At 67.4% G+C, this 12910-nt stretch carries 8 protein-coding genes; 3 read left to right on the top strand and 5 right to left on the bottom strand.

The genetic code is table 11. The features are described 5' to 3' along the window. The 3 genes from ACTJKF_RS11530 to ACTJKF_RS11520 all read left to right on the top strand — a co-directional run. A partial coding sequence (locus tag ACTJKF_RS11530) for a putative type VI secretion system effector (RefSeq protein ID WP_440623667.1) occupies positions 1-511 on the top strand: 511 nt, incomplete at its 5' end. 39 nt (positions 512-550) lie between these two features. Then, entirely contained in the window at positions 551-1294 is a 744-nt protein-coding gene (locus ACTJKF_RS11525) for a putative type VI secretion system effector (protein ID WP_440623666.1), read from the top strand. A gap of 11 nt (positions 1295-1305) precedes the next feature. Then, positions 1306-1623 carry a PAAR domain-containing protein gene (locus tag ACTJKF_RS11520; protein WP_440623665.1) on the top strand — a complete coding sequence of 106 codons (318 nt, stop codon included), beginning with the start codon at positions 1306-1308 and terminating at the stop codon, positions 1621-1623. A 45-nt stretch (positions 1624-1668) separates the two neighbouring features. Here the strand turns inward: ACTJKF_RS11520 and tssF are convergent, their stop codons facing one another. The 5 genes from tssF to glgX form a co-directional block, all read right to left on the bottom strand. Further along, positions 1669-3477 (bottom strand): type VI secretion system baseplate subunit TssF, encoded by a 1809-nt coding sequence (gene tssF / locus ACTJKF_RS11515; protein ID WP_440623664.1) that lies wholly within the window; start codon positions 3475-3477, stop codon positions 1669-1671. A 362-nt stretch (positions 3478-3839) separates the two neighbouring features. Beyond that, complete coding sequence (gene treY / locus ACTJKF_RS11510) at positions 3840-6614, bottom strand: malto-oligosyltrehalose synthase (RefSeq protein WP_440623663.1); 2775 nt, start codon at positions 6612-6614, stop codon at positions 3840-3842. Beyond that, positions 6611-8917: a 4-alpha-glucanotransferase gene (malQ, locus tag ACTJKF_RS11505; protein WP_440623662.1), complete on the bottom strand. Its 2307-nt coding sequence runs from the start codon at positions 8915-8917 to the stop codon at positions 6611-6613. Before malQ ends, treY begins: the two co-directional genes overlap by 4 nt. Beyond that, complete coding sequence (gene treZ / locus ACTJKF_RS11500; RefSeq protein WP_440623661.1) at positions 8914-10785, bottom strand: malto-oligosyltrehalose trehalohydrolase; 1872 nt, start codon at positions 10783-10785, stop codon at positions 8914-8916. The genes malQ and treZ overlap by 4 nt, the downstream gene beginning before the upstream one ends. A gap of 9 nt (positions 10786-10794) precedes the next feature. After that, positions 10795-12909 (bottom strand): glycogen debranching protein GlgX, encoded by a 2115-nt coding sequence (gene glgX / locus ACTJKF_RS11495; protein WP_440623660.1) that lies wholly within the window; start codon positions 12907-12909, stop codon positions 10795-10797. Position 12910: the final 1 nt, after the last annotated feature.

Here is a 12910-nt window from a genome sequence, read left to right as displayed (position 1 = left end):
TGGTGAGGAGGTTCGTGCGTGGATCTGGTTGTCGGTCTTCGAAAATGGTGACGAGGTCGAGGTTGTTGCAGAGAGATCGGAGTCTGGATGGATTGGATACGCAATCCGGCGGTGTGGTGATGGTGTTCTGTCTATCCATCCGCATTGCGAACGCGGCAGTCGAGCACTTTTTAAAAATCTTCTGAAATGGTCGATGCTGTTCTGGAGTGGGTGTGCATTGATCATAGCGCTGATCCAGGTTGTATTGATGATTAATGACGTTGAAGGCTGGCAGACTCTCTTGGAGGGAGGGATTCTAGCTTGGCTAACGATAGAGATGGTGGCGATTTTTATTGCTTATCGAATTTGGAGGAGATTTAAAAGCCAATTGCCAATGGCAAATAGGATATTCGCAACATTTGGCTGGGAAGATCCTCCCAATGTTAATTTGCCGAAAACTTCAAAGAAGCTGCGGCAACCTGAAGATACATGGCAGATGGGTAAACTCATCTTCCGTTATATCGAATCATGAACTCCTGTTGGGTGGCACTTGTCACGACGAGATACAAAGGTGGAAGCTGAGCGGGCCTCTACTCCGGTGCTCCTACGTGGAGTCATCACGGGGCTGACGAAGCGCCGTGCCTCCTATGAGGCGGTTTTCACGGAAGCGGACAAGCTGGCAATGGAGCGAACCGCGGTCGTGGCGGCGCTGGCTGGCTTGAACGACATTGCACTGAACCTCAGTACATCCACGCAGTTCACTGACACGGTCGGCGACCTAGTGATCTTTAAGCTGAATGGTGAGGAGGTTCGTGCGTGGATCTGGTTGTCGGTCTTCGAAAATGGTGACGAGGTCGAAGTTGTCGCGGAGCAGGCGGAGTCTGGGTGGGTTGGATACGCGATCAGGAGATGTAGCGATGGAATTTTGTCCATTCACCCTCATTGCGAACGTGGTAGTCGGGCGTTATTTAAATTCTTCTTGAAATTATCAGTGCTATTTTGGAGTGGTTGTGCGATGGCCATGACGCTACTGGTGGCGTCGATGATGCTATACAATGGCCTGCATGATCGATGGATATTCTTTATGAAGTCATTTTTCATTTCATGGGCGGCGATTGAGATAATAGCCATTTTTTTGGCATATAGAGTAAGTCGCAGATTCAAGAGGCAGCTGCCTATGGCAAATCGGATATTTGCGACGTTTGGCTGGGATAATCCACCAGATGTTGACTTGCCAAAAACATCAAAAAAACTAAAGCGACCTGATGATACGTGGCAGATGGGTAAGCTGATTTTTCGTTACAGCGAGTCCTGAGTTCTCTCCGAATGTGCCGCGCCCCCTCAATCGCCTACTGGACGGAGTCCACTATGAGTAAAGCGTTGGTATGTGATGGCGATCCGACTACGACCGGCGGCCGTGTCATCGCTTCCGCTTCGAGTATGTACGATGGCGACAGACGTATCGCTCTGGATCACGAAATGGCAACGTGCACGAAATGTCCTGGCGAGCATCCAATCCAAGGTAGCGGTACCGATATGCAAGAGGACGGCCGTTCATGCGTCTTGGATGGCGACCTGGTGCTTTGTCCGTGTGGAACGAATCACGTTAAAGCAGGCGGTGGTTCGGGATGTTCGACAGTCTGACGAAGAAATGCGCGCCATGATCCGCAACACGCCCGCCCCTGAAAATCAAATCAGCTGAATCGACCCGGGCCGAGGCGTGCAGCGTCGAATTTCCCGCCCGGTGTTGGCGGACATCACGACGAGTTGAACGAAGCTTGTCGTCGGCGCGTGCATCACGAAGAAGTGATCCATGACGGTGATGAACGTGCTGAGACTGGCGGCAGCGAAAACCTGTTCATCGACCGTCAGTGTCACTTCCAGGCCGCGCGCGAAGCTCGGCATTGGTTTTCCCGGCAGCCACAGCTGCGTGACGCGATGGCTCAGATTCGTCAGTCCATCCAGCAGGTTCGCGTGCCCTGCGGAATGATGGGAGAATTCGCGGAACAGGCGTTTCAAATCCACGAGCCCCGCTCGGGTCAGTTCGATCGAGTGTGGGGCGAGCAGCGCGATAAATCGCCACGCCGAATTTCCTTCGCGCGGCAAACGTCGGATCTCCGTTGGCGCGCTCAGCATCGCGATGCGCGACACCAGCGCGCCTTGCTCATTCACCAGATCGCCATCGTTGGCACTGGATCGCATCGTGCGAGGGAGATTGCCATTCGAGCAGGTGACGTCGACCACTATTTGCTCAATCCCGGTGTCGGTTGCAGGTCGACCATCGAGTCCCACCAGGCCGAGTACGGTTTCCTTCTTTTCCGACGGAACGGCGGTGCGTTGCATGAGCATCCAGTAGGGGCCGGTCAGTTTGGCGGAACTGCCGTGCGTGAGCGATGTGAACGGATGTATGACATGTGCTCGGGACGCGCTCGTTGTAGCCCGGACCGCGTCGACTGACCAGATTTCGACGTCGGCGACATCGGTATTTTGGGACTGCATGGGATACGTGTCGGTAATCGGGTCTCGCTTGAGCGGCAAGGAGGTGAGTCGGAACAGGTTGACGATCGGCGTGCAAAAGAGCTTGAGATGGTCGGCCGACAGATTCTTTAGCCTTTGGGCAGCCGACGAATCCGGGTGAATACCGGATATGGCGAGATGGAGTGTCAGATGTTGCCCGGAGCCTGCGGCACGCACGAGCGATGCGAGATCGACGTCGACAAAATTGAATTTCTGCGGATACGCGAAGTATTCACTCACCAGCCTCAAGGCTGCTGGGCCGTGATCTTCCCCAATCAATCTCTCGGAATCGCCGTAGCCGACGATAGAAAGGGGCGGCGCGTTCAGCGGTTTCCAGCGGCGTCCGGCATCTTCGACAAACGCTGCGGTCGTGCATATCGTCATCGCATCCAATGCGGCGCTGACGATTTCGCCGGCGCCGCTGACGTGGACGCGCAATGGGCTGGGGATGGCGTCGATACGAAAGTCGGGCCGTGCCACTGCGAAGGTGATAGAGAGAAGGCCGGTCGTGTTGGTGGGCAGCACCACATCGGAAGGGATGGCTGACGTCGACGTATAGCGCGCGTTCGAAATACGTACGGGCGCCAGCGTTACGTCGTATACGGTCCGGAAACGGCAATCTTTCGTCTTGCTTGCCAGCTCCGTGTCGCGGGATATGACGAATGGCTCGGTGATTTTATCGAACATGTCCGAGACATCGAACTGGGCGATTGCGCACGCCGGAAACGCACGAAGATACTGGGGGTACAGCATGCCGAGGAGGGCTTCGGCAAACTCCGGATAGCTGTCGTCGATTCGACTGTTTATATCCGCAGCAAGAAGGGCGAACGACTGCAGCATTCGCTCGATATGGGGATCTTCGGAACGGTCGCCGCTAATCCCTAGGCGAATGGCAATTTTGGGATAACGCGTCGCGAAGGCGGCAATCGATCGGCGTAGTAGCGCAAGTTCTCGTTCGTAATGCGGAAGCAGGTGATCCATCGCGTCAAGTGAGGAACCGGCACAACGGCCAAACTACCCGTTCGACGTCTTCCGGTTGTGCTGAATTGGGTCAGGCATGCATAGGTCGGCTGTTGCAATGATAACCGCTTAATCGTTGATTCTCGTTGACGTGGGCTCGAATAACCGGCAGCACCACGTCGGCAGAAATGGCGAGACTTTCTCGATCCGGTGCCGCCTGAAATGTATCTTTGTCGCATAGGCTTATTGGGTGTTGGGACGTAGTCGTGCTTTACGCGCCGCAGTCCGAAAGACGAATTGACTTGTCTGGTTCGACCTATCGAGGATTGAAGGAAACAGCATCGGTTCGCGTGCGCTAACGGGGCTGATTTGCACAAAACCGATTACGGCTCCCGGCGCTTCGTATCGTCCGCGACCAGCACCGCCACCGGCAACGCGGCAAGGCAGCGATCGAGCCGGATCGCGCCATCCGCCGCACCGACTTCGCTTCCGTCATTCAGCCAATCCGTCCACCGCGTGCCAGCCCCATGCGGCAGCACCACGGCCGTATCGCCCCATTCCCGCGGCGTCACGCGCGGCAACCCCGGCGTCTCCCCGAGCAACCGGCACGCGAGCCGCGTCGCGACGACCACGACCGTCGCCGCTTCGTCGCACCGCGCGAACGCCACCGCATGCCGCCCGAGGCGGCCGCGCACACGCAGCGGCACATACGCGCCCTCCGCGAACGTCGCCGGCCAGCGCGCGCGCAACGCGAGCATCCGCTCGACGAGCGCGCGCTTCACACGCGCATCCGGCCAGTCCCGCAGATACGCGGCAACCGGCTCGTCGACCCGCTCGGCCGCGAGCGCGGCAAACGGCACGTCGCGCCGGTTGTCCGGATCGACGAGCGAGTGATCCCATGACTCGGTGCCTTGATACAGGTCCGGCACGCCCGGCGACGCCATCCGCAGTGCCGCCTGCGCAAGACTGTTGACGATACCGGCCGGCGCGATCCGCGCGACGAACGCATGCAGCCGGTGCACGAAATCGCCCGCGCCGCGCGGCGTCAGGATCGCGCGGACGAACTGCTCGCATGCGCGCTCGTAGTCCGCGTCCGGCGCGAGCCAGTCCGTCTGCCGTTTCGCTTCGCGCAGCGCCTTCGTCTGCCAGCGCACCACGCGTTCCGCGAGCGCCGCGAGCCCGGCCGCGTCGTCGGGGGCGAGCGCCGGCGGCCAGCAACCGACGAGCGTCTGGTACAGCATCGCTTCCGCGGCCGGCCCCGGCGTCCACGCGAGATCGCGATGCGCACGGCCGCGTTGCGGCAAGTTCAGCGCCGACCAGTCGAGCGACACCGCGCGCCACGCATCGGGCATTTCGCTGAGCACCGCGAGCCGCGCACGCGCATCCTCGCCGCGCTTGTGATCGTGGGTCGCGGTCGCGACGAGCGTATGCGGGACGAGCCGCGCGCGCCGCCGGTTGCGCGCATGGAACGCGCCGCGCGACAGGCTGAAATCGCCCGCATCCGCGCCGACTTCGTTGCGTGACAGCAGCCGGCCGTAGCGATAGTTGGCGGTGTCCTCGACCCCCTTCGCGGCGAGCGGCGCGGTGAGCTGCGCGAACGCGACGCGCGCGGCAACGAGCGCGGCGGCATCCGTGCGCGGCACGCGCGTGCCCGGCAGCCCGAGCCAGGCGGCAACCCGATCGAGCGCGTAGCGATCGGACGGATCGATGCCGGCGCATGCCGCGTCGTACGCGCGCGCGAGCACGCGACGATCGGCGCCGGTCGGCTCGTCGCCGTATGCCGGATACATCCGGTATACGGGCAAGTGCACGGCGAGTTCGCCCAGCACGCGATGGATCGCGATCCGGCTGAGGTCGCGCGTCGCGGGTGCCGCACGCGCAATCCGGTGCAACGCCCGCGCGACGCGTTCGTGCTCGCCCGCGAGTTGCCGCGTCAGCACGTGCCGCTTGCCCGCGACCGCCTCCTGCGCGAACGACCGCGCCGACCCCGACACGGCCGCCCAGTGCGCGGCGAGCGGCGCGGCGCCGGCCGGATCGTGCAGCAGCGCGGCGACGTCGTTCATGAAGTCGTAGCCGGTCGTGCCGTCGACGCGCCAGTCGTCGCGCAGCGTCTCGCCCGGCGCGAGGATCTTCTCGACGACGATATACGGTGGCGCGTCGCGCTGCGCGGCGAGCCGCGCATGCAGGCGCCGGCAGTAGGCACGCGGATCGGCGAGGCCGTCGACGTGATCGACGCGCAGGCCGTCCAGGTCGCCGGCCGCATGCAGCGCCAGCGGCAGCGCGTGCACGGCGTCGAATACCGCGTCGTCCTCGACGCGCACGGCCGCGAGCGTCGCGATGTCGAAGAAGCGCCGCCAGTTCAGTTCGTCGGCGGCCGTGCGCCACCACGCGAGCCGGTAGTGCTGGCGTTCGAGCAGCCGGTGCAGGCACGCGCGCGATCTTGCGCGACGCGGATCGGCGCCGCGCAGGATCGCATCGAACGCATGCGGCCCGTGCGCGGTGGCATAGTCGCGCAACGCGGCGTGCGCGTCCGCGAGGCGCGTGCTGCCGCGTACCGGCACGGCATCGAAGCGTTGCGCGAGCGCGTTCAGGTCCGGGCGATTCGCGATGCGCAGGATTTCGGTGTAGGTCGACGCGGCGACGGGCAGCGTTCTGCCCGGGCATGCGATGACGAAGCGCCCGCTCGACGGCTCGGCGGCGAGCGAGATGTCGCCGGCGGCGAGCGCATCGCCGTACGGCGTGCCGAGGCAGGGCAGCAGCACCTTGCCGTCGAGCGCCGGATCGGGCGGATGCCAGTCGATGTCGAAATGGCGGGCATACGGGCTGGCGGGGCCCCATTCGAGCACGTCGTTCCACCAGCCGTTCGATGCGCCGCCGACACCCATGTGGTTCGGCACGATGTCGACGATCACGCCGAGGCCGCGCGCGCGCAGCGCGTCGACGAGGCGCCGGAAGCCGGCTGAGCCGCCCAGTTCCGCACGGATCGCGCGAGGATCGACGGTGTCGTAGCCGTGCAGCGAGCCGGGCTCGGCCGTCGCGATCGGCGACAGGTACAGGTGGCTCACGCCGAGCCGCGCGAAGTAGTCGGCATGCGCGGCGGCATCGTCGAACGTGAAGCCCGCATGCAGCTGGAGCCGCAGGGTCGCGCGCGGCGTCATGCGTCGTCCTCCGCGTCGCGGCGTGCGGATTCGAGCGCCGCGATGCGGTTGCGCACGTCGGCGTCGAACAGCGCGTCGACCGCGCGCGGCAGCCGGCGCAGCCAGTTCGGATGGCCGCACGGCGGGCCGGGCAGGTTCGGCTGGGCGTCCAGCGCGAGCAGATCCTCGAGCGGCACGATCGCGAGCGGCGACGGGCTGCGCGCGACATAGGCGACGATTGCGTCGACGGGCGGCGTATCGGCGGCCGGCATCGCCTGGCCGGGGCCGGTCGCCGTGCAGCCGGCTTGCTTCAACGCGCGCCACAGCGCGGCGCGATCGGTCTCGCGTTCGGCTTCGGCGGAGGTCGATGCGGATGCGAATGTCGAAGCCGAAGCGGACGAAGCGGACGAAGCGGACGAAGCGGTGAGGTCGCGGTCGGGCGGTGACGTGTCGGGTATGGCGGGCGCGGCGGGCGAAGCGGGCGTGACGGTGCCGGCATCGTCGCGCAGGCACGGCACGTTCCGTTCGTCGTGGCCCGAGCCGTGAGCGGCCGCGGCCGGGCCAACGTCGTCACCGGCATGGCGTGCATGCCCGTGGTCAACCTCCTTGCCGCGCCGCCACGCGAGATCGACGCCGCGCCACCAGCCCGCCACGGTCGGCAGATCATGCGTCGACGTCATCGCGATCGTGTCGCGATCCCACGCGGACGGCGGCCGAAACGCGCCGTCCGCGTCACGCTCGAACCACAGCACGCGCATCCCCGCGATGCCTTGCGCGCCGAGCCGCGCCCGAAACCCGGCCGGCACCGTGCCGAGATCTTCTCCGATCGCGACCGCGCGATGCCGTGCCGCCTCCAGCGCGACGAGCCGCAGGAGATCGTCGAGCGGATAGCGCAGGTACGCGCCGTCGCGCGGCGACCGGCCTTCCGGCACGATCCACATACGCGCCAAACCGAGCACGTGATCGATGCGGATCCCGCCCGCATGCGCGAAGGCCGTGCGCAACAGCGCGACGAACGGCGCGAAGCCGTTCGCGCGCAGCGCGGCGGGCGTCCACGTCGTCACGCCCCACGCCTGGCCGTCCGCATTGAACAGGTCGGGCGGCGCGCCGACCGACACGCCGCGCAGCAGCGTCGTGCCGTGCGCCCACGCGTCGCTGCCGGCGCGATCGGAGCCGACCGCGAGGTCGGCGATCAACCCGATCGCCATCCCGGCATCGCGCGCCGCATGCTGCGCGCGACCGAGCGCGTCCGCCGCGCACCATTGCAGGAACGTGTGGAACGCGATCGTCTCGGCATGGGCATGCGCGAACGCGTCGACTTCGGCCGACGCCGGCGTGCGCCATTGCGCGGGCCATTGCCGCCAGTCCGCGCCGAGCCCGTGGTCGATGCAGAACGCCTGCAGCGCGTCGAAGCGCGCATGGGCGTCGAGCGCCGCGCCGCCCGCGCCGCGAAACCGCTCGAACGCGTCGCGCGACGGCTCGCCGCTCGCACGCCACGCATCGAAGCACGCACGCAGCCGGCGCAGCTTCAGCGGCAACACATGCGGCCAGTCGATCAGCGGCGCATCGGTTGCGGGCTCGATGCCCGCCGCTGCGCCGCTCATTTGCCGCACGATGTCGGCGCCCGGCACCGCGTCGCTGTCGAGATACGCGACGTTGTGCCAGCGCCGCGACGACGGCGAATACGGACTGTCGTGCTCGGGCAGCGCCGGATAGCCGGCATGCGTCGGGCTGATCGCGACGGCGTGCGCGCCGTGCCGCGCCGCGTGGACGGCGAGGCCGGCCAGCGCGGTGTAGTCGCCCGCGCCCTGGTCGCCCGCGCGGCGCAGGCTGTAGAGCTGCGCCGCGATGCCCCAGCGGCGCCGTGCGTGCGGGCCGCCGTCGCCGGCATCGAACGGGCGCGCTCGCGGCGGCGCGATCGCGAGCCCGATCCGCTGTGCGCCGATGTCGAGCGCGTGATAGCCGGGCTGCGCGAGCGGCGGCAGCATCCCGTGTTCGCCCGCGCCGGCCACGCGCGCGTCGACGTGCCCGCCCGATTCGAGCGCGATCCGCACGCGTGCGCCCGGCGGCGCGATGCTGCGCGGCAGCGCCAGCGGCACGCCGGCGTCACCGGTGACGACCTGCGGCGTCGCATCGTGCGCAGCGGCGAGCGCGGCCGCGCTGTCGACGCGCTCGATCGGCGTGCCGCATGGCCAGCCGAGCGCATCGACGAGCGCGACGAGCGCGTCGTCGTCCACCCGCCGCGCGACGCCGCCCGAGTCGATCCAGTCGGGCTCCAGCCCGGCCGCGCGCGCGAGTTCGGCGATCGGTATGTCGGACGTCATGGTCGTGCGTGCCCGTTCGCGCGGTGATGCAGTGCATCGAGGTTGACCGCGCCGTCGCGCCACGCGATGCAGGTGCGCGCGGTCAGCCGCTGGTCGGCGAGCCGGTCGCGTGCGCGCGGCGGTGTCTCGAACACGATCTTGCCGACCGGCGGCGCGGCCAGCACCGCGTCGTGCGAGCCGGGATTGAACGCGATCGTCAGCGTGCTGCCGTCGCCGAGCCGCCAGCGCGCGACGAGCGCAACCGCGCCGCCGTTGCCGTTGCCGAACAGCGGCTCGGCGCCGAGCGCGCGGGCGCCCGGCAAATGCGGTGTCACGAGCGCCGCGCGCACCGTCAGCGCGCTGCGGTAGAAGCGGCGCCATGCGTCGGCGTCGGGCCAGGCGTCGTCGTTCGCGTGGCACGGCGACGAGCGCACGAACGTGCCGGGATCGTTCGGATCGGGAATCGCGTCGCGATGCGCGGGATCGGCGAAGGCGGGAAACGCGGCGAACTCGCGGCGGCGGCCTTCGCGCACCGCATCGGCGAGCGCGCCGCGATAGTCGGTGAAGAACTGGAACGGTTGCGTGCTGCCGTCTTCCTCGCCCATGAACAGCAGCGGCACCTGGGGCGCGAGCAGCATCAGCGCGGTGGCCGCGCGCACCGCGTCGTCGTTCGCGAGCGCGCGCAGCCGTTCGCCGAACGCGCGGTTGCCGATCTGGTCGTGGTTCTGCAGGAACGTGACGAACGCGGTCGGCGGCAGGTGCGTGCTCGGCTCGCCGCGCGGCGCGCCGTCGTGCAGCGGCGACGGCTCGCCCTGGTACGCGAAGCCTTCGCCGAGCGTGCGCGCGAGATGGCGCAGCGGCGCATCGGCGTACGCGCGGTAGTAGCCGTCGCGTTCGCCGGTCAGCAGCACGTGCGCGCTGTTGTGGAAATCGTCGTTCCACTGCGCGTCGAAACCGCCGGGCCCCAGCAGGCTCGCCGCATTGCGCTCGTTCTCGAGCACCAGATGCACGTGGCGGGTGTCGCCGGCATACGCGCGCACGCGGCGCGCCAGCGCGCGCAACCACGCATCGTCGTCGATCGCGTGCGCGGCATCGATGCGCAGGCCGTCGAAGCGGAATTCGTCGAGCCAGTACAGCGCGTTGTCGCTGAAGAACGCGCTCGTCTGCGCGCGCGAGAAATCGATCGCGGGCCCCCACGCAGTCTGCCGGTCGGTGCGGAAAAATTCGGGCGCATAGCGCGGCAGCAGGTTGCCTTCGGGGCCGAAGTGGTTGTATACGACGTCGAGAAACACCTGCAGCCCGAACCCGTGCGCGGCGTCGACGAGTGCCTTCAGCTCCTCGGGCCGTCCGTACGACGCGTCGGGTGCGAACGGCAGCACGCCGTCGTAGCCCCAGTTGCGCGCCCCCGGGAACGTGTTGACGGGCATCAGCTCGAGCGCGGTCACGCCGAGCGCGGCGAGGTCGGCCAGGCGGCGTGCGACGTTCGCATAGCCGCCGCACGCGCCGACGTGCAGCTCGTACAGCACCGTCTCGTGCCACGGCCGGCCGCGCCACGCATCGTTGCGCCAGCGATAGGCGGCCGGATCGACGACCTGGCTGGGCCCGTGCACGTCATACGGCTGAAAACGCGAGGCCGGATCGGGCACCGCGAGACCGTCGTCGAGCAGGAAGCGGTACAGCGCGCCGGGGCCGCACGGCGCGCTCGCCTCGAACCAGCCGTCCCCCGCCGGCCGCATGCCGACGCGCTGCTCGCCGTGCAGTTCGACCGCGGCGGTGCGGCTCGCGGGCGCCCACAGCCGGAAGCGCGTGTGCCCGGCGTCGATGCAGGTTGCGCCGAACGACGACGCGAACGCGTGGGTGCCGGGCGGAGGGGCGGAACGTGACGTCATGGCGGTTCCTCACGAAGACAGGTCGGGTGGCACGGCCGCAACGGCGATCACGGCCGCGTGCGCGGCGACGTCGAGGCCGGCCTCCGGCCACGCGCGCGGGCCGGCGTCGGGCGTCGCGGAATCGAGCAGCACGCGATAGTCGAGCGCCGGGGCGGGCGGCTTGAACGTGATCGTGCCGGCCGACGCGTTCAGCATCACGAGCAAGGCCTCGGTACGGCCGGTGCGGCCGGTGCCGACGCGCCGCATCGTCAGCGCACGGCGCTCGCCGTCCTCCCACGCGGGCACGTTCAGCGCGTTGCCGCGTTCGTCGAACCAGCCGATCTCGCGCATGCCGGGCGCGCCGTCGCGATCGCCCGACGGATAGCGCGGCGCGGACATCACCGGATACATGCGCCGCATCGCGGCGAGCCGCGACACGAAACGCATCATCTGCACGCCTTCGTCGCTGCGCGCGAGGTCCCAGTCGAGCCACGACAGTTCGTTATCCTGGCAATACGCATTGTTGTTGCCGTGCTGCGTGCGGCCGAATTCGTCGCCGGCGACGAGCATCGGCGTGCCGAGCGCGGTGAACAGCGTCGCGAGCATCGAGCGGGCGACGCGCTCGCGCAGGTCGCGGATCGACGCATTGTCGGTGGCGCCTTCGACGCCCCAGTTCGCGCTGCAGTTGTCGTCGCGGCCGTCGCGGTTGTCCTCGCCGTTCGCGTCGTTGTGCTTGTGCGCATACGAGACCAGATCGGCGAGCGTGAAGCCGTCGTGCGCGGTGACGAAATTGACCGATGCCCACGTGTGGCGCCGCTGGTGATTGAACAGGTCGGCCGAGCCCGCGAGCCGCGCGGCGAGCTCCGGACGCTGCCCCGCGTCGCCGCGCCAGAAGCGCCGCACGGTGTCGCGAAAGCGGTCGTTCCATTCGGCGAAGCCGGGCGGATGGCGGCCCAGCTGATAGCCGCCGGGGCCGAGATCCCACGGCTCGGTGATCAGCTTGCGCTGCGCGAGCACCGGGTCCTGCCGCAGTGCGTCGAAAAACCCCGCACCCGGCTCGAAGCCGTGATCCTCGCGCCCGAGCGTCACGCCGAGATCGAAGCGAAAGCCGTCGATGTTGAACGCGGTGGCCCAGTAGCGCAGCGAGTCCATCACCATCTGCACGACGCGCGGGTGCGACAGGTTGAGCGTGTTGCCGCAGCCGGTCTCGTCGACGTGATAGCGCGGATCGTCCGGCCGCAGCCGATAGTAGCTCGCGTTGTCGAGGCCGCGCCACGACAGCGTCGGGCCGAGCTCGTTGCCTTCGCACGTGTGGTTGTAGACGACGTCGAGCACGACCTCGATGCCGGCCGCATGCAGCTGGCGGATCGCGATGCGCATCTCGTCGAGCCGCCGCGTGGACAAATACGACGGCTCCGGCGCGAAGAACGCGGCCGTGTCGTAGCCCCAGTAGTTGCGCAGCCCGCGGTGCACGAGCGCGCGCTGCTGGAGGAACGCATGCACCGGCAGCAGCTCGATCGTCGTCACGCCGATCGACAGCAGGTGATCGACGAACGCCGGGTGCGCGAGCGAGGCGAACGTGCCGCGCTCCGGCACGCGCAGCCCGGCGCGGCGCATCGACGCACCGCGCACGTGGGTCTCGTAGATCACGGTGCTGCGCCACGGCACGTTCGGGCGCCGGTCGGTGCGCCAGTCGAAGGCTTCGTCGACCACCACGGCCTTCGGCATCGCGGGCGCGGAATCGCGGCGGTCCATCGACAGATCCGCGCGGTTCGAATGCACGCGATAGCCGAACAGCGCGTCGGACCAGCGGAACTGGCCGACCAGCTTGCGCGCGTACGGGTCGAGCAGCAGCTTGGTCGGGTTGAAGCGATGGCCGTGCTGCGGCTGGTACGGGCCGTCCGCGCGAAAACCGTACACGGTGCCCGGATGCGCGTTCGGCAGGTAGCCGTGCCACACCTCGTCGGTGCATTCGGGCAGGTCGAGGCGCGCGAGTTCCTTGCGGCCGGTCGGATCGAACACGCACAGCTGGATGCGCTGCGCATGCGCGGAAAACACCGCGAAATTGGTGCCGAGGCCGTCCCAGGTCGCACCGAGCGGATAGCAGCGGCCGGGTTCGAGACGGGAGGGCAGGGCGGTCGGCATG

The sequence above is a fragment of the Burkholderia sp. 22313 genome, assembly GCF_052045245.1.
GTDB lineage: Bacteria > Pseudomonadota > Gammaproteobacteria > Burkholderiales > Burkholderiaceae > Burkholderia.
The sequence above is the reverse complement of the archived record's forward strand: the minus strand, read 5'-3'. Positions and strand labels throughout refer to the sequence as shown.

Excerpts from the sequence above, each read along its gene's own strand:
- ACTJKF_RS11520 (WP_440623665.1), top strand. The coding sequence starts at position 1,306 with ATGTGCCGCGCCCCCTCAATCGCCTACTGGACGGAGTCCACTATGAGT.
- tssF (WP_440623664.1), bottom strand. The coding sequence starts at position 3,477 with ATGGATCACCTGCTTCCGCATTACGAACGAGAACTTGCGCTACTACGC.
- treY (WP_440623663.1), bottom strand. The coding sequence starts at position 6,614 with ATGACGCCGCGCGCGACCCTGCGGCTCCAGCTGCATGCGGGCTTCACG.
- malQ (WP_440623662.1), bottom strand. The coding sequence starts at position 8,917 with ATGACGTCCGACATACCGATCGCCGAACTCGCGCGCGCGGCCGGGCTG.
- treZ (WP_440623661.1), bottom strand. The coding sequence starts at position 10,785 with ATGACGTCACGTTCCGCCCCTCCGCCCGGCACCCACGCGTTCGCGTCG.
- glgX (WP_440623660.1), bottom strand. The coding sequence starts at position 12,909 with ATGCCGACCGCCCTGCCCTCCCGTCTCGAACCCGGCCGCTGCTATCCG.